Origin of the sequence: Evansella sp. AB-P1, assembly GCF_029688925.1 — a bacterium.
GTDB lineage: Bacteria > Bacillota > Bacilli > Bacillales > Salisediminibacteriaceae > Evansella.
Map to the genome: position 1 here is coordinate 1 of NZ_JARUKY010000021.1, position 18157 is coordinate 18157.

General features: G+C 34.3%; 18 protein-coding genes. 5 read left to right on the forward strand and 13 right to left on the reverse strand.

Annotation, left to right across the window (positions count from 1 at the left end; translation table 11 throughout):
* Positions 1 to 231: 231 nt before the first annotated feature.
* From QA612_RS18505 to cyoE, 5 genes are read right to left on the reverse strand one after another with little or no spacing between them, the layout of a single operon-like run.
* Positions 232 to 582, reverse strand: coding sequence for a cytochrome C oxidase subunit IV family protein (locus QA612_RS18505; protein WP_278285311.1), 351 nt, complete (start codon positions 580 to 582; stop codon positions 232 to 234).
* 4 nt (positions 583 to 586) lie between these two features.
* Positions 587 to 1204: a cytochrome (ubi)quinol oxidase subunit III gene (locus QA612_RS18510; protein WP_278285312.1), complete on the reverse strand. Its 618-nt coding sequence runs from the start codon at positions 1202 to 1204 to the stop codon at positions 587 to 589.
* A 2-nt stretch (positions 1205 to 1206) separates the two neighbouring features.
* Complete coding sequence (gene ctaD / locus QA612_RS18515) at positions 1207 to 3051, reverse strand: cytochrome c oxidase subunit I (RefSeq protein ID WP_278285313.1); 1845 nt, start codon at positions 3049 to 3051, stop codon at positions 1207 to 1209.
* A gap of 27 nt (positions 3052 to 3078) precedes the next feature.
* A complete protein-coding gene (coxB, locus tag QA612_RS18520; protein WP_278285314.1) occupies positions 3079 to 4092 on the reverse strand; it encodes a cytochrome c oxidase subunit II in 1014 nt (337 codons plus the stop codon).
* Positions 4093 to 4125: 33 nt separating this feature from the next.
* Complete coding sequence (gene cyoE, locus QA612_RS18525; protein ID WP_278285315.1) at positions 4126 to 5058, reverse strand: heme o synthase; 933 nt, start codon at positions 5056 to 5058, stop codon at positions 4126 to 4128.
* Positions 5059 to 5655: 597 nt separating this feature from the next.
* On the opposite strand from cyoE, the gene QA612_RS18530 reads away from it, so the two are divergent.
* Positions 5656 to 6558: a COX15/CtaA family protein gene (locus tag QA612_RS18530; protein ID WP_278285380.1), complete on the forward strand. Its 903-nt coding sequence runs from the start codon at positions 5656 to 5658 to the stop codon at positions 6556 to 6558.
* A 318-nt stretch (positions 6559 to 6876) separates the two neighbouring features.
* Here the strand turns inward: QA612_RS18530 and QA612_RS18535 are convergent, their stop codons facing one another.
* From QA612_RS18535 to glsA, 4 genes are all read right to left on the reverse strand, one after another.
* Complete coding sequence (locus QA612_RS18535; RefSeq protein WP_278285316.1) at positions 6877 to 7323, reverse strand: Dps family protein; 447 nt, start codon at positions 7321 to 7323, stop codon at positions 6877 to 6879.
* A gap of 150 nt (positions 7324 to 7473) precedes the next feature.
* The gene (pyc, locus tag QA612_RS18540; protein WP_278285317.1) at positions 7474 to 10920 is read right to left on the reverse strand and encodes a pyruvate carboxylase; all 3447 of its coding nucleotides are present in this window, start codon (positions 10918 to 10920) and stop codon (positions 7474 to 7476) included.
* Between the two features lie 272 nt (positions 10921 to 11192).
* A complete protein-coding gene (locus tag QA612_RS18545) occupies positions 11193 to 11474 on the reverse strand; it encodes an Fpa/YlaN family protein (protein ID WP_278285318.1) in 282 nt (93 codons plus the stop codon).
* A 99-nt stretch (positions 11475 to 11573) separates the two neighbouring features.
* Positions 11574 to 12503, reverse strand: coding sequence for a glutaminase A (gene glsA, locus QA612_RS18550; RefSeq protein WP_278285319.1), 930 nt, complete (start codon positions 12501 to 12503; stop codon positions 11574 to 11576).
* A 95-nt stretch (positions 12504 to 12598) separates the two neighbouring features.
* Between glsA and QA612_RS18555 the strand changes: the two genes are divergently transcribed.
* The gene (locus QA612_RS18555; protein WP_278285320.1) at positions 12599 to 13093 is read left to right on the forward strand and encodes a peptidyl-prolyl cis-trans isomerase; all 495 of its coding nucleotides are present in this window, start codon (positions 12599 to 12601) and stop codon (positions 13091 to 13093) included.
* Positions 13094 to 13175: 82 nt separating this feature from the next.
* Here the strand turns inward: QA612_RS18555 and QA612_RS18560 are convergent, their stop codons facing one another.
* Both QA612_RS18560 and QA612_RS18565 read right to left on the reverse strand, forming a co-directional pair.
* Positions 13176 to 14489, reverse strand: coding sequence for a PhoH family protein (locus QA612_RS18560; RefSeq protein ID WP_278285381.1), 1314 nt, complete (start codon positions 14487 to 14489; stop codon positions 13176 to 13178).
* Between the two features lie 360 nt (positions 14490 to 14849).
* Entirely contained in the window at positions 14850 to 15305 is a 456-nt protein-coding gene (locus QA612_RS18565; RefSeq protein ID WP_278285321.1) for a pyridoxamine 5'-phosphate oxidase family protein, read from the reverse strand.
* Positions 15306 to 15481: 176 nt separating this feature from the next.
* Between QA612_RS18565 and QA612_RS18570 the strand changes: the two genes are divergently transcribed.
* Together QA612_RS18570 and QA612_RS18575 are read left to right on the forward strand one after the other, a co-directional pair.
* Positions 15482 to 15835 carry a DUF5665 domain-containing protein gene (locus QA612_RS18570; protein WP_278285322.1) on the forward strand — a complete coding sequence of 118 codons (354 nt, stop codon included), beginning with the start codon at positions 15482 to 15484 and terminating at the stop codon, positions 15833 to 15835.
* 72 nt (positions 15836 to 15907) lie between these two features.
* Positions 15908 to 16114, forward strand: coding sequence for a YlaI family protein (locus QA612_RS18575; RefSeq protein WP_278285323.1), 207 nt, complete (start codon positions 15908 to 15910; stop codon positions 16112 to 16114).
* Positions 16115 to 16348: 234 nt separating this feature from the next.
* On the opposite strand, the gene QA612_RS18580 is transcribed toward QA612_RS18575, so the two are convergent.
* Positions 16349 to 16696, reverse strand: a complete 348-nt coding sequence (locus QA612_RS18580; protein WP_278285324.1) for a YlaH-like family protein — start codon at positions 16694 to 16696, stop codon at positions 16349 to 16351.
* A gap of 209 nt (positions 16697 to 16905) precedes the next feature.
* Here QA612_RS18580 and QA612_RS18585 point away from each other — a divergent pair, with 209 nt between their 5' ends.
* Positions 16906 to 17088, forward strand: coding sequence for a DUF5325 family protein (locus QA612_RS18585; protein ID WP_278285325.1), 183 nt, complete (start codon positions 16906 to 16908; stop codon positions 17086 to 17088).
* Positions 17089 to 17352: 264 nt separating this feature from the next.
* Here the strand turns inward: QA612_RS18585 and QA612_RS18590 are convergent, their stop codons facing one another.
* Positions 17353 to 18132, reverse strand: coding sequence for an inositol monophosphatase family protein (locus tag QA612_RS18590; protein ID WP_278285326.1), 780 nt, complete (start codon positions 18130 to 18132; stop codon positions 17353 to 17355).
* Between the last annotated feature and the right edge of the window lie 25 nt (positions 18133 to 18157).

Below are 18157 nucleotides of genomic sequence, written 5' to 3' on the forward strand. Positions count from 1 at the left end.
AAATTATATTAGTTTTACAGTTAAAAAATCAAAGGAGATATGAATAAATTAAAACACTTTAGTTGATAGAATACAATTAATAAGGTTTTTTTAAAAAAGCAGTTAAATTTTGTTGTTGATTTTTTTGATGCTGGGAGCTCAAATAGCTACAAAAACAACACCATTATTTAACACAGTCTAAAAAGAAAAGCCCTCGCACAAACAAATGCGAGGGCTTTGTTGATGACTATATTACCATTTCACGACACCTAATAATAGCATTAGTGCTGCTACTGTCGGTATTGCAATCAAAACACCTGACCAAATCATTGCATTCGGCCATCCATTACCTCGTTCATTTAGATGCATAAATACATATAGTTGGAGGATAACCTGGATAACTGCCAGCAATAAAATAAATGGAAGTGCAAAGCTTGCTGGTATTGCATCACTAGCAATGGAAACAAAGGCTAATGACGTTAAGAAAATCATTAAGATAAAGGAAATAATCTGAGTTCTCAATTCACGAGCTAGCTTTCGCTTCGTTTTCTTTGAAGGTTCCCCAGTTAATGGAGCACTTGGGTCCATTCCGTGCTGTGCCATCTCATCAACCTCCTATTCCCATAAGATAGACTATTGAGAAAATAAACACCCAAACAACATCAATAAAGTGCCAATACAGAACAGCTGTATAAAACTTTGGTGCATTTGTTAAGGTTAAGCCTGATTTACGATAACGGATAATTAATGTTGTAATCCAAGCAATACCAAATGCAACGTGGGCACCATGTGTACCAACTAATGTATAGAAGGCAGAACCAAAGGCACTAGTTGTAAACCCTAAACCATGATCAACATATTCAACAAACTCATAAATTTCTAATCCTAAGAATGCTACACCTAACAGAACTGTAACTGTCATCCAAGCAAGTAAGCCTTTATAGTTTCCTCTTTTCATGGAAATAATGGCAAAGACACTCGTCAAACTACTTGTTAGTAAGATCATCGTCATAAGGAAAACGAATGGTAAATGAAATAGCTCAGATGGTCCTGGACCATCTACTGTTCCACCACGTAAACCTAAATAAGTACCAAATAGACTAGCAAATAACACTGTTTCCCCTCCAAGGAAAAACCAAAAGCCCATAAACTTGTTACGACCTTCAAGCGTTGCCTTTTCAGGGTTTGGAGGTAAAGTGTTGTGGTCAATCGTATGATCTGCCATAATTACTCTCCCCCCTTATTATTTGTTATTTCATCAACAGGTATGTGATACCCATGATCTTCTTTAATCGAACGTACAAACATTGCTCCAAACGTAATTGCTAACCCTACTACAGCTAACCAAGTAAAGCCTGCGTGATGATAAATAAATCCAAAGCTTGCAATAAATAATCCTAATGAAATTACGATTGGTAATATACTTCCATTAGGCATATGAATATCTCCTAATGGTTCTGCTGCTTTCATTTTTCCATCACCTTCATATTTTTCATACCATAATGCATCTACATCACGAACAAGTGGTGTTTGTGCAAAGTTATATTCAGGTGTTGGTGTAGGAATCGTCCATTCTAGGGTACGTCCATCTCCCCAAGGATCTTCCTCAGTAACTTTATTATTTCTTGAAGTAAAGATACTTACTACAAATATGATAAAGGCAACTGCCATTAAGAATGCTCCAATGGTACTAATTAAGTTCATTGCATTTAATCCTTGACCATCTAAATAAGATGCAACTCGTCTTGGCATACCAATTAATCCTAAGAAATGCTGGACAAAGAATGTTAAATGGAACCCAATTAAGAATAACCAGAAGAAGATTTTTCCAAGCTTCTCATCAAGTTTATATCCAAATATTCTTGGCCACCAGTAGTATGCCCCTGCAAATAATCCAAGTACTACCCCACCAATAATGACATAATGGAAATGGGCTACAACAAAGTAAGTATCATGGAACTGATAGTTTGCTGCACTTGTTGCAAGCATAACTCCAGTTACACCACCCATTACGAAAGATGGAATAAATGCTAATGCAAATAAATTTGCAGTAGTAAACCGAATGCGTCCTCCCCACAAGGTTAGCAGCCAGTTAAATATTTTTATTCCAGTTGGGACAGCAATAGCCATCGTTGCTACAGCAAATATTGAGTTTGCTACTGGACCCATACCTACTGTAAACATATGGTGAGCCCATACCATGAATCCTAAGAACCCAATGATCAGCGTTGCAAAAACCATAGCAGAATAACCAAAAAGTCGCTTTTTTGCAAAAGTAGGAATAACCTCTGAGAATATTCCAAACGCTGGTAAAATTAAAATGTATACCTCTGGATGCCCAAAAATCCAGAATAAATGTTGCCAAATAATAACGTTACCGCCCATACCTACATTAAAGTATGTTGCATCAAAAACTCGTTCTAGCATTAGTAATAATAACCCAATAGTTAAAGCTGGAAAAGCAAATAAGATAAGAATGGATGCTACAAAAGAGCTCCAAGTAAATAATGGCATTCTCATCATACTCATACCAGGCGCACGCATGTTTATAATCGTTACAAGGAAGTTAATACCCCCAATTAACGTACCTGCACCACTTACTTGTAATCCGAGCACATAGTAATCAATACCTGTTCCAGGAGATTCACTAGAAAGCGGGACATATGCTGTCCACCCTGCATCTGGTGCTCCACCAACAAACCAACTAATATTTAAAAGAATTCCCCCGAATAAAAATAACCAAAAACCTAACGAATTTAAAAATGGAAATGCTACATCACGAGCCCCAATTTGTAGAGGTATGATATAGTTCATTAAACCAAATAGTAGTGGCATTGCTGCCAAGAAAATCATCGTCGTACCGTGCATCGTTAATAATTCATTAAACGTTTGCGCCGGTAGGAAGGTGAACTCTGGAAACATGAGCTGAATACGCATTAATATTGCTTCTAAACCACCAAGAGCAAAGAAAAATGCACCTGCGACCAAATACATAATACCGATCTTTTTATGGTCAACAGTAGTCAGCCAATCCCAAAGTGTACTTTTAGATTGAGCCTTCGCATATGACACGTTGTTTTACCCCCTTAACTAAACCAATTATTCTAATACTTTTAATGTGTGTAGATATTCTATAAGTGCGTCCATTTCATCTTGAGACATATTAGGAAACGCCTGCATGGCATTACCAGGCTTATATCTTTGTGGATCCCGTATAAAGGCTTCAATATTATCATCATTAAACTCCAAGTAACCAGCTGCTACTATACGTTCTCCAAAGTTCGTAAGATCTGGTCCACCTTGTGGATTACCACCTTCACCTGCAACTGCATGACACGAAATACAGCTTTGTTCAAATACAGCCCGACCTTCAACTGCTAATTCATTGCCTGTATCAGCAACATCCTGAGGTCCTTCAACCATATTTGCTGCCCATGTTTCAAATGTATCTGGATCTACTGCAATTACTTTGAAATCCATTTGCCAGTGGGCTGGTCCACATAACTCTGTACATTTCCCCATGTAAACTCCTTCATTTGGTGCTTCAATCCACATCGGATTCATAATTCCAGGAACATTATCCTGTTTCCCTGCAAGAGCAGGTACCCAAAATGAATGTATTACATCACTTGCTTCTAACTCTAAAATAATTTTCGTATTTGTTGGAATATACATTTCTTGTCCAGCTACGATATCATAGTCAGGATATTCAAATTCCCACCAAAATTGATGAGCATGTACTCTTACTACCATATCTGCATCTGTAGGCTCCGTATCAGCAAGAGTAAATGTTTGCATTACATTTGGTACTGCTAAAATAAGTAATAAAACGATTGGAATTGTAGTCCATATCACTTCTAATGCTTTGTTACCATGTACCTGCTTCGGTATATGCGTATGTTCTGGCCGATCACGAAAGCGAATCAACACGAGTACATAAATGACAAAAACAACAACGATAACAAAAATCATAATGTACAAGCTAAGCATAATTAAAGAAAACTGAATTTCAGACACTGGTCCCTGCGGATCCAATGCTGATAGATTTTGCTTTCCACATCCAGCTAAAAGCAAGATGAAAGTAAATGGAAGCAGTCGCCATAAGTGCTTCATCTCGTCACAAACCCCTCTTTCTCTCTTTAAGTTTTAAAACATGTGTACAAAGACCATAAGAACAAACAAAATCGTTAAATAATTTAAAGAATAAAGAAACATGTGTTTTGCCCATTTTAAGTCATCTTTGTACTTATAAGCTGCTAAACCAATGACTAACCAGCCACCCCCTAGCAAAGCAGCTACAACCGTATAAACCATTCCAAAATGTGATAATGTCATAGATACAGGAATAAGTGCAGCTACATACCATACGATTTGTCGTTTCGTCACTTTAAATCCTGCAACAACAGGTAGCATTGGAATGCCAGCTTTTTTATATTCATCCACCCTTTTCATTGCTAGTGCTAAAAAGTGTGGTGGTTGCCAAATAAACATAATGAGAAATAGTGACCAAGCTATTGGATGTAAGCTTGGATCAATTGCTGCCCAACCGATTAGTGGAGGAACGGCCCCTGAAAAACTACCAACGATTGTATTTAAAGTCGTCGTTCGTTTTGTCCACATAGAATAGAGGACTACATAAATGAACAACCCCGCTAAACCGATTACTGCAGCTATGAGCTCTGTCATAGCTAAGAAAATGAGACCTAGTGCAGAAACAACCAAACCGTAAAATAATACTTGCTTCCCCGTAAGCTCACCACTTACAGAAGGTCGAGACTTTGTACGTTCCATTAAATGATCAATGTCACGATCAATGTAATTATTAAGAGCACATGCTCCAGCCATTACGAATGCTGACCCCAACAACACTAGTAATGCATTTAGTGGATCATTGCTAATTGTAGTCCCCGTATAATAAGCAGCAAGAAAAAGTCCCGTAAACGTAGTAATTAAGTTAGACATTACAATTCCAGTTTTAGAAATTGCAACATAAGATTTCCAAGAAACTCTTGTCTGTTCATTTGTTGTAACTTCTGCTTCTAAAGTTTCTGTAGACGTCAGTGTACTTGATTTATTCACTTCATTCACCCCCCATAAAATATTCTCTTTTTCTTATCAAATCACGAAACTTCTCGTAAGTCTAATAATCTGCATACTGATGATGTAAAAAATAAAAATTATCTTGTTAATATGAGAATCAAGATATAAGGAAAGTTATGACCCCAAGAAGATTTTGTAGCTAGAACACCTCTTAAATTTTGAACAAGTAATAAATAATCCAATGTAAATTATTTATTATTAGACTTACAGTTTATATTAAGTAAACATTCCTTACTTTTTTCTTCTAAAGAAAGCAAATATTTTAGTTCCACATCATCTAACATTCATTTTACCATAATCACTATATTAATATTAATAATCTTTTCAATAAAAATAAAGTACCTTGCACTTTTTTTCTTACGAAAGATTACAAATTGGAACGAATAGTAATATATAATCTGATAAATTGACTTTTTTTTCATATTTGAATTAAAATGAAGGTCGAAACACTTTCATTATTATTAAGGATATTTCATAAAGAATGTAGATATTCAAAATAGTATATTTATTGTGTTTTTGAAAAAATTATTTTTATAAAACTTTTTATACATAACATAATAGAAAGTCGGTGAAGTGGTGAATAACCTTCCGTTAAAAATTTTTGGCATTATAACGACATTAGGGATGATTGTCGTCCTAATTCAAGGGGTATTAGTGACTCAAACAGGGTCAGGAGATGCATGTGGTGCAGAATGGCCATTATGTTTAGGGCAAGTATTTCCAGAGTCCCCTACGATACAAACACTTATTGAGTATACTCATCGGGTCGTATCAGGATTATTAGGCATTATGGTAATTATTTTATCTATCTGGAGTTGGAAAAAGCTAAAGCATATAAAAGAAACGAAATTTTTTGCAATTATTGCTGTAATATTTATCGTTTTTCAAGGACTTTTAGGTGCTGCTGCTGTTGTTTGGGGACAATCAAATGCAGTTATGGCATTACACTTTGGGTTTTCCCTTATTTCCTTTGCAAGTGTAATGTTACTTACCGTATTGGCATTTGAAAATGATATGCCATCACACTTTGTTCAACCAACGATCTCTAGTGGAATGCGAAATTATATTTATTTCGTATTAACATACTTGTATATCGTTGTATATACTGGTGCATATGTAAAGCACACAGGTTCAAGTGCAGCTTGTGCAGGATGGCCGTTATGTAATGGACAGTTAATTCCACCACTAACTGGAGCTGTTGCAGTGCAATTTTTTCATCGATTAACTGCTGGGATTCTATTTATTGTGATACTTATCCTGTTCATTCACCTATATCGAAATTATAAGGAACAAAAAACGTTATATTATAGTGGGCTTACTAGTTTTATTTTTGTTACCGTCCAAGTAATAAGTGGAGCTGTTGTTGTTTTTTCAGGTTTCTCTCTGGGTACAACCATTTTCCATGCATTTTTTATAAGCTTACTGTTCGGTATTGTTTCATACTTAGCATTGTTAGCTTTTCGAAGTCACACTAAATAGTAAATATGTTATAGTCAACATAGCGTTACCTCCCATAATATGGTAGGTAACGTTTTTATTAGCATAAGAAAAGCGCAAGGCGCTTCAATTACACCTAAGTACAGCCTACGTCCTGTAGGCAACGGCGTAATATCGACATCCTGTCTCCTAGACACCTTACGTAGAATGAAAGTTTTATACTTTCTTATCTTTATATAAAAATGGTGTCTCTTAGGTTTAATCACCATAGAGACACCATCTTCTTTTAAGAAATTCAACTATCATGTTCAGAGGGTGTTAAATTTCATTACCATGTTTATCTATAAACTACATTTTTATTTATTTTTCACCTAAGAATGAACGGAGCATCCAATGATGTTTTTCAACAGACTGACGTACAGCAATAAGCATATCTGCTGTCGCTTGGTCCTCTAACTCTTCAAGTACATCAATGTCGTCATTTAGCTCCATACTTAATTTTTCTAAGTCACCTGCTAAAGTTCGAACCATATCATCTGATGCTCTTTCCCCTTGAGCTTCATCAATTGTTGCAATTTCTAAATATTGTTTCATTGTTGCAACTGGCTCTCCTTTTAGTGTTAACAATCTCTCAGCTAATTCATCAATATGACCAGCTGCCTCATTATATAACTCCTCAAATTTTTCATGTAACTTAAAGAAATTTTCTCCTTTTACATACCAATGATAATTATGCAATTTCACAAAAAGAACATTCCAATTTGCAACGTGACGATTTAAGATATTTGCTGTTTTTTCATTTGCCATGTAGATCAACTCCCAATTTGTTTGTTCATTTCTTTTTTCCCCTAAAAAGTATTACCTTAAACAGTTTTTCCATACATATTTCTAAAATAAACTACCTTTCCATCCAAATAATACAAAGATGAATTTTGTAGTGTTACATCTCTCAAATTTTTATACAAATTCTACTAATAAATCCCCTGCTTGTATTGATTCTCCGTTTCTTACATGAAGCTGCTTTATAATACCATCCTTTACTGCCTGTACCGTAGTCTCCATCTTCATTGATTCAGTAATAATAAGGTGGTCACCTTTTTTAACTTTATCTCCATTTGTTACTAACGTACGGACAACGGTACCAGGCATGGAAGCACCAATTTGTTTCTCATTATTTTTATCTGCCTTTATTTTAGATAACACCACTGATTCAACACTTTCGTCCCTAACAACGACCTCTCGTGGTTGACCATTAAGCTCAAAGTATATAACTCGAGTACCATCTTTTTGAGCTTCCCCAACAGATACTAATTTCACTATCAAGGTTTTACCTTGTTCTATTTCCACTGCGATTTCTTCACCTAACCTTAATCCATAGAAAAATGTCCCTGTATCTAAAACGGAAAGATCACCATACTGGTTCATAAATTGTTCATTGTCTAAATACACCTTTGGATATAATGCATAAGATAGAATATCATGGCTTGTTACTTGTCTCTCTAACTTATGATACAGTTCTTCTCTTAACACGTTAAAATTAACTGCCTCAAGACGTTCTCCAGGTCGTTCTGTAATAAATTCTTTCCCCTTTAAAATAATATCCTGAAGTTTTTTTGGAAAGCCTTTGTACGGTTGCCCTAAATAACCTTGAAACATTTCAATAACAGAATCTGGGAAGTCTAACTGATTCCCTATTTCGTAAATCTTTTCTTCAGTCAAATCATTTTGTACCATAAATAATGCCATATCGCCTACGACTTTAGAAGAAGGTGTGACCTTAACAATATCTCCAAACATATCATTTACTTTACGATACATTTCTTTCACTTCATCCCAGCGTTCCCCAAGGCCAACAGCTTTAGCTTGTTGCTGTAAATTGCTATATTGTCCCCCTGGCATTTCATGTTGATAAATTTCTGAGTGTGGGGACAACATTCCACTTTCAAAGTCTTGATAGTATTTTCGCGTATCCTCCCAGAAAACGTTTAATTTTTCCGCTTCTTCAATGTTTAATTTAGGTTGACGTTTATGTCCACTTAAAGCAAAAAATAAAGAGTTCATACTTGGTTGACTCGTTAATCCAGACATGGAACTTATTGCCGTATCAACAATGTCTACACCTGCATCAATAGCTCTTGCATACGTATAAATACCGTTTCCACTGGTATCATGAGTGTGTAAATGTATTGGAATATTAATTGTTTCCTTCAATGCAGAAATAAGCTCAAAGGCTGCCTCTGGTTTAAGTAGTCCAGCCATATCCTTTATCCCTAAAATATGTGCACCTGATTCCTCTAACTCTTTTGCTAGCTGCAAATAATAATTAAGATCGTATTTGGGTCGAGAGGAATCCAAAATGTCTCCTGTATAACACATTGTAGCCTCAGCAATTTTTCCTGATCTACGGACTGCCTCAATAGCAGGAACCATTCCCTTAACCCAATTCAGACTATCGAAAATTCGAAACACATCTATTCCAGCGTCAGAGGATTTTGCAACAAATTCATTTATTAAATTATCAGGATAATTTTTATAGCCAACTGCATTAGAAGCACGAAGTAGCATTTGAAATAAAACATTAGGTGATTTTTCCCTTAAAACGATTAGCCTCTTCCAAGGATCTTCATGGAGAAAACGCATGGAAACATCAAACGTTGCTCCGCCCCACATCTCTAATGAAAATAAGTTAGGCAAAAGTCGTGCAGTTGGTTCAGCAATTTGCTGTAAATCATTCGTGCGCATTCGTGTTGCTAACAATGATTGATGGGCATCACGAAATGTTGTATCTGTAATCAGTACTTCTTTTTGATCTTTAACCCACTGGGCTAGCCCTTCTGGACCATGTTCCTGTAAAACCTGTCTTGTTCCTTCTGGTATTGGATTCATATAATTTACTTTTGGTAGTCGCCTTTTTTCAAAAACTGGCTTCTTCTTCTTCCCAATACCAGGATATCCATTAACTGTTGTATGTCCTATATAGGAAAGCATTTTTGTACCTCTATCTTTACGTTTAGGAAATAGAAACAATTCTGGAGTCGTATCAATAAAAGACGTATCATATTCACCATTTAAAAACTTTTGATGCTGAACGACGTTTTCTAAGAATGCAATATTTGTTTTAATTCCTCGAACTCGAAATTCCCTTAAATTACGCACCATTTTTTTTGCAGCATTTTCAAAAGTAAGAGCAAAAGTAGAAACCTTTACTAATAATGAATCATAGTGTGGCGAAATAACAGAACCTTGATAACCATTTCCAGCGTCTAACCGAACACCATATCCTCCTGGACTACGATAGACACTTATTTTCCCAGTGTCTGGCATAAATTGGTTTTCAGGATCTTCTGTAGTAACACGGGATTGAATGGCAAATCCCATCGTTTTTATTTGTTTTTGTTGAGGTACTCCCATATTTGAACTATGTAAATCCTTTCCGTCTGCTATTAAAATTTGAGACTGAACAATATCCACACCTGTAATTAATTCTGTAATTGTATGCTCTACTTGAATTCTTGGATTCACTTCTATAAAATAAAAATCTTCCTCTGCAGTCACAAGAAATTCTACTGTACCTGCATTAACATAGTTAATTTTTTTCATTAATTGCAACGCTGCCTGACAAATCTTCTCACGTCCCTCATCTGATAGTGAAACACTTGGAGCTACCTCCACTACTTTTTGGTGACGTCGTTGAACAGAACAATCACGTTCATAAAGGTGAACAATATTTCCGTAATGATCTCCTAATATTTGAACCTCTATATGCTTTGGATTCTCCACGAACTTTTCCACATACACAACATCATTTCCGAAAGAGGCTTTCGCTTCTGATTTAGCTCGTTCATATGACTCTTTTAATTCCTCGATTGAACGAACAATACGCATTCCCCTTCCACCACCACCTAATGCAGCTTTAATAATGATAGGAAAACCGTTCTGTTCTGAAAATGTAACAACTTCTTCTACATTAGATACTGGTCCATCACTACCTGGAATGACTGGTATTTCAGCTTTAATTGCTGTTTTTCTTGCTTCTACCTTGTCTCCAAACATATGTAAATGCTCTGTATTAGGGCCAATAAAAATAATTCCAGCTTCTTCACATCGTTTAGCGAATTGTATGTTTTCAGAGAGAAATCCATAACCAGGGTGTATAGCATCAACATCGTTCCTTTTTGCAATCTCTATAATACCTTCAATATCCAGGTAAGCATCAATTGGTTTTTTCCCTTCACCAATTAAATACGCTTCATCTGCCTTGTAACGATGATAGGATCCTGTATCTTCTTTGGAGTAAATGGCAACTGTCCTAATACCTAGCTCTGTACACGCACGAAAAATCCGTATAGCAATTTCCCCTCTGTTTGCCACTAAAACCTTATTAATCTTTGCCAACCATTTCATACATTTTCCTCCTTATCTTCATAAGATAATCGAAAATTAATTATATAGAAATTAGTCAATAAAATATAATAAATAATGATAATTCAATTCACATATCAACTATTATATACCAAATGAGGAATATATTATTGAATTTTTTGTGTAAAGAAAAAAACAATCAACCAAAAGTTGCTCTTTGGTTGATTGTTTTTGTATAGGAAAATTTTAACTTTTAATTTGTATAAAAATCAAAATAAATACTAGAGACATTATTTATTTCCTAACAGTCTTTGTTATTTGTTCGTTGATCTGTCATGTAACGAAGTAAGCTGCTTCTCTAATTGATCTAACAACTCTTTTCCATCCTCTTCTTGGATTAAATCAAGGCGTATAGCAAAATCAATTTCACGTGATAAACCGAACATTTGTGTATCTAAAACTTCCTCATAAAGAGGACATTGCGGCATAGTTAAATTCTCCATCTGCACTTCAATTAGTTTTAGTATCTTTTGAGCATCTTCTTTTAGAAGGGCATATGCTTTTTCGCTCTGTCCGGATAGGGTTTCAACTGACAACGGAATCCCTCCTCCATTATAATAAAACTCTCCTTATTTAATTATATTATCTGTTCCTTTATAAAATTGCAATAGAAGGTGTTTTATCTACAACTATTTTTAAAAGATACTTAAATTGTAATGGTTAGATAATGCTTCTAGCAGGTGCATTCCAGCTATACTATTTCCTCTTTCATCTAATGCTGGTCCATATATCCCAATACCGATCCGGTTAGGAACCGAAACCATTATACCTCCTGAGACTCCACTTTTTGCAGGAATACCAACTCTAATGGCAAATTCACCTGAGGCATTGTACATACCACAAGTTACCATAAATGTTTTTAATATTTTAGAAATATGTGTTGGAATGAGTTGCTCATTTGAATTTAATTTTTTGCCTTCATTTGCAATAATGAAACCAATTTTTGCAAGTTGACTGCAACTAACTTCTATTGCACATTGCTTTGTATAGAATTCCAGTAGCGTGTTTACATCATCATCAATAACCCCGTGCTGCTTCATAAAATAACATAAAGATCTATTTAAATTTGCCGTATCAAATTCCGATTGTGCTACCATATCGTTAAATGTAATGGTTGAATCTTCTGCAAGATCTTGAACAAATCTTAAAAGTCTACTTAATTTCTCATCCACATTTTCCCCTTTTATCATGGAGGATACAGCTAGTGCACCTGCGTTTATCATAGGATTCAGTGGTTTTGAAGGTGAGTGAGTTTCTAATTTTATCATAGAATTAAAGGGGTCTCCCGTAGGCTCCATTCCAACCTTTGAAAACACCTTTTCTACACCATTATCCATCAGTGCTAGTGCTAGTGTGATTACTTTAGAAATACTTTGCAATGTAAATGTTTCATTACTATCTCCAGCGCAAAGACATGAGCTTGTTTCTCCAAAAACTGCAAAAGATAATGTATCTGGATCAGCTGTTTTAAGTGCTGGTATATAATCAGCCACTTCCCCCAATTTTGTATACTTACTTGCTTCTTTTACAAATTTATTTATTACTAGTTGATCCTCACAAATCACATATATACACCCTTCCTATAATACTCTATCGGTGACAAACGTATTTTTTCCCTCTATACTTATAATGAACTACCTCTTGAAAGGAGAATACACCGTTGAACAATCTTACTTTTACAATATCAGGAGAAGTAAATCATAAACTTACGATTGATCCAGGTGTCTGGATATTCGATGAAAGGAAAGTTGATCTTAGTAGTTATTTTTCCCAAGAATATAAAGATCATAATGAAATTGAATTAGAAAAATTAGCAAAAGCATGGAATCAACAACGGTTAGAAGGTGCCTTACCTACTAGTAACGGAAATAATGTTAAAATGAGTAGAAAAGAACTTACTGAAAAGTCTTATGGAATGCCTTTAGGACCATTTATAGAAAATACTCGTCCTAAAGAGCAAGCAAAAAAAGTAATATTTTTAAGAGAATCTGGCGAAGAATTCCAATGTTCTTTTGAGGAAGCAATGAAAGGGATACTCGGTTTTTCAAATCAGGGGAAACCATTATCAGAAGATGGTCCAGTTCATTTTTACCTTGGGAATGGGGAAAATAAAGAAGATCCTGTAACTAATATTACCGGAATCATTATTAAATAAAAACTGTCACCAGAAAAAACTGTCCATTACGATTCACCTTCGTAATGAGACAGTTTTTTAGGTTACATAGAGAAACAAAAATTTATAATAAATCTGCCGCAATTTGTGCTAAACCAGACCTTTCACCTTTCTCCATTTTCATATGTCCTGATTCAGCTAAATGTTTCATTCGTTCCGTTACATATGTTAAACCATTTGTATATTCATCAATATAAGGATGATCAATTTGCTTAGGATCCCCCATTAGTACAATTTTACTTCGTTCACCAACACGAGTTAGTATTGTTTTTACCTCATGCTTCGTTAAGTTTTGGGCTTCATCAATAATAATAAACTGATCTGGTATACTTCTTCCACGAATGTACGTTAATGCTTCTACTTGAATAGAACCCATCCCTGCTAAAATTTGTTCTAATTCCCCAGGCTTTTTAGCATTAAACAAAAATTCAAGATTATCAAAAATGGGCTGCATCCATGGTCTTAGTTTTTCTTCTTTTTCTCCTGGTAAAAATCCAATGTCTTTTCCAACAGGAACTACAGGACGAGCTACTAATAGTTTTTTGTATTTCTGCAAGTCTTCTGTTAAAAATAGGCCCGCAGCTAAAGATAATAGTGTTTTACCTGTACCAGCTTTTCCTGCTAATGTTACTAGAGGAATATCATCTCTCGTTAAAAGCTCAAAAGCCATTCTTTGCTGTACATTCCTTGGACGAATTCCCCAAATTGTATCATCATTTGACAAAAAGAGCTTTATAGATTGAGAATCCTTACTTACTATACCAAGGGCAGATCTAGAATGATTTATTTCGTCCCTTAAAATAAAAAATTGATTTGGATATGGAGCTTTCATATTGATCTTATCTAATGAAAGATATTTTTTTTCGAATAAGTGATCTAATTTATCTGGTGATATAAAAATTTCACTATAGCCTGAGTACATATGATCGTATTGTACGACACGATCACTTAAAAAATCTTCAGCATGAATTCCTAGTGCATCAGCTTTCACTCTTAAAAGAGCATCTTTACTCACAAGGGTTACTTGAATTCCTGACTTTTTCTCCTCCTCCTCCATTCGCATATTTAACGCAACTGCTAAAATTCGATTATCGTTCGTACTCTCAAAAAAATGATCTTTCAACTTTCCGAATGATCGATGATTTAGTTCTACCCTGAATCTACCTCCATTTTCTAACGGTACACCTTCATGAAGTTTTCCTGATTCCCGTAGATCATCAATTAATCGTGCAACATACCTTGCATTTCTTCCTATTTCATCCATGTTTCTTTTTTTTGAATCTACTTCCTCTAATACAACTGCTGGAATGACGACTTCATTTTGTTCAAATGAATAAATCGCCAATGGATCTTGTAGTAGGACGTTCGTATCTAATATATATCTTTTTGTACTCAACCTCTCGCCTCCTACAACCAATTAATAATGTAATAATCTCTATCTCTTATTACAATGTATGTACTTGAGAAGAAAGATAGACTCCAAAACGAACAATAGATACAAAATGAAAAATATTATTGGCCAGTGAAGAATACTTAATAATTTGCAAAATTTCGCTACGAAGAAATATCTAGTTGCACATATACTATAAACAAAATATGTTTACTATATCGAAACTTCTTCCCTCCAAAGATTTTATATCTAGACTCAAAATAAAAAACAATAAAACCAGACAACAAGTTATATAAAAGGTACTTGCTCGGTTTTATTGTTTTTATTTAGGTTCTATAAATATTAACATTATCCTTTTTTCATTGCAGTCATCACTTGACGATCTAATTTTTCAGCAGCGTCTTTATCATATGTTTTTTCATATTTAGGTTCAGTCGTAATTCGAGCTCCATAAAACATAACATCTCTAACTTCAGAAACATCGATTTCAATAAGTGCTAATTTTAGTGGAACATCCTCCATTTTTTCAACGATAACAGATGCTTTACCTGTTATGCCATATGTAGAACCTGCACCAATTAAAGTTAAGGTAACTAGAGGTTCCTTTTTTAAATTTTCAACAATTCTTGAACGATTATCTACTGAAAACCGTACTTTTTTTTCATCAATTGCATACACCCATGAAATTGCATTAACATTTGGCCCACCAGTTTCGTGATCAACAGTTGCTATTGTTACATAATGCTCTTTTCTTAATAAAGGTAAAAGTTCTTCCGTTAACTTTGTTTCTACTTGATTTGCCATTAACATCATGCCTCCCTATAATTCCTTACAATACTACTATACCTATATTTTAATTAAGTTAAAACTATTCTAACTGGTTTTTTTGAAAAACTCGATTTTTAATTACTAATTATATTTATTTATTGACCCATACTATAAATAATGTAGCTTTATGACACGAAGAGAGGGAATTTAAAATGAATGGAGATAACAATATTCGAGAAGAACTGGAAAAAGTACTTAAGGAAATTCAAGCCTATTCTAGATACTTAGAAAAAGCAGATAAATTAGATTTCAGACTAGAACGGATATCTCGAATATTGGAAAAGGCTAAAATAAGAGACATATTACTAAATTATACAAACCCTCGGCGAGTTTTTTTAATTAATATTCTAGTGGGAATTGGTAGAGGATTAGGTTTAACTATTGGTACAGTAATCGTACTATCTTTATTGGGTCTAATATTAAGACAATTTGTAGATATTCCTTTAATTGGTGAATGGATTAATAATCTATTACAATATGTGAATATGAGTGAAACAGAGGTTTAGCATCTCTATTCGTCATGTTATACTATTGTTAATTAAAGGCTTTTCCATACATACTATAAAACGAGGTGAATTATGCGAGTTAAATGTGTATTATGTGACACGATTGAAAATATAAATGATCATTCCCCATTAGCCAAAAAGCTTCGAAACCGACCTATACACACTTATATGTGTGATAAGTGTAATGAACGTATTGAAACAAGAACAAGCGAGAGAAAAGCAACGGGAAATTTCAAGCAGTACTCAAGTCAAGAAAAGGAAGACGAATTTATTCACTAGTAAAAAAATATTAAAGAATGTAGTATCATATTAAAAAATGGCTCTGTTGTCATATATATCGAGACAACGCGTAAACAAAAATTAAATCTTTATTAAAATTAATACTAACACTATCCTTAACAGAGTCCATAAGAAAAGCGCAAGGCGTCAATTTTATACTGTCTTATCTTTAAATAAAAGCAACTGGCATTTGCCAATTGCTTTTATTTTTTCAGTCTTACTTTGTTAAATGTTTTATTCACTTTCCGATTTAGCAATTTCCTGCTTATGCCTTTTAAGTTGAAGTTTATACACTCCTAAAACAAGCGTAGCTACAAATAAAGATTCAATAATTGGTAGCGTAAATGCTAAAAATGTAATTAAAATATTACCAAAAAGCATTACGCTATAAACTACGATTAATTTTAGTAATGGGAGTTTTCTAGCAAATCCAAGGTTAAAGACAACAATCGTTAAAACATTAACAATAAGATAAAGTATTGCAAATGCAAATAAAAAGTTCTCTGGATCAGTTGCCCCAAGCCATGTAGCTATTGGCGTCATATTTGGCGATACAGACTCATTCACTGTTGCTAAAAACATAGTTTCACTCCTAAAATAATTGAATGAATTAGACAAAAACTTTATATCATAATCATTTCTTCATTATAGCATATACAATATAAATAACCTATTTAGATTCCCCAATAGTTAGTAAAAGATTGTTTATGACTTTTTACAAAGGAGTAATATATATAAATGGAGTAGTAACCCTTCATCTGTTAAACTAGTACGGAGGAGGGGTGAGAGAGATGAAAAAATTTGATTGGCGCTTCTTTATATGTGCCGTTTTAGGAATTACTGGCTTAATTGGTATTGGTATAGGCTTAGCTGAGGGAAGTATGCTAATTATAATAGCTGCAATTATATTTACTATTATTTTTGTTGGATTGGGATTTGCATTAAAAAGAAAATATATAAATACAACACAGTAAATATGGATTCATCTTTTAGAAATTTTTCCCGTTAAAATTAAAGCTTTCGCTGTTCTTGGCGAAAAGCCAAGTTTTGTTTATCGTTAAGATTATTTGACCTCGAATAGAAGTACTTCCTGAATTCACTTCCATACACCTTGGCGAACGAGTTTACCGAGGAGCAGATGGCGCCTGGAGCTAGACATAATTAGAAAAAAACTTATACATTCTTTTTAAAAAGGGAAGGACAAACTATTCATATAGTTATCCTTTCCTTTTTTGTTCTTATTTTAAGAATCGTTCAAAAATATCATGATGTATAGATGGATTAGCAGCAATAAATGTATCTTTATCTAAAAAGGTAAGCTCTTTTCCTTCATAATTTGTGGCTAAACCACCCACTTCTTTAAGAATAACTGATCCTCCAGCAAAATCCCAAGGTGCTAAATTAAAGCTAATATAAGCATCTAACCTTCCCGCTGCTACGTAAGCTATTTCTAAAGCTGCAGAGCCATAACAACGAATAGCTCTTGCCTCTTTTACTAATTCTTCTAGTCGACGATCTTTTAATACCCACCCATGATTAAAGCTTAGTATTGACTCATTCAAAGACGTTTTCGTCAGTGGCTTAATCTGATTTCCATTTATATAAGCACCATTACCTTTTATTGATGTAAATAACTCATCTCTCATGACATCATAAACAATCCCAACCATTCCTATTCCTTCATGAAATATTCCAATTGAAATTGCAAAAAAAGACTCTTGGTGGACGAAATTAACTGTACCGTCAATTGGATCTAATATCCAAACTATACCTTCTAAATCTTTAACTGATTCATATGACCCCTCTTCCCCCATCAATCGATGATTAGGAAAAGTTTCTACAATTTTATTCTTAAAGAAATCCTCCACTGCTTTATCTACGTCTGTCACCAAATCATCTTGATGTGCTTTCGTTGAAACGGAAAAAGATTCTTTCATTTTAGAACGTATGTATTGTCCCGCTTCACTTGTCCACTCAATAGCAGTATCATGTACTAATTTCCAATTTATATCAGACATGAATATATCAACTCCTCTTATTAGG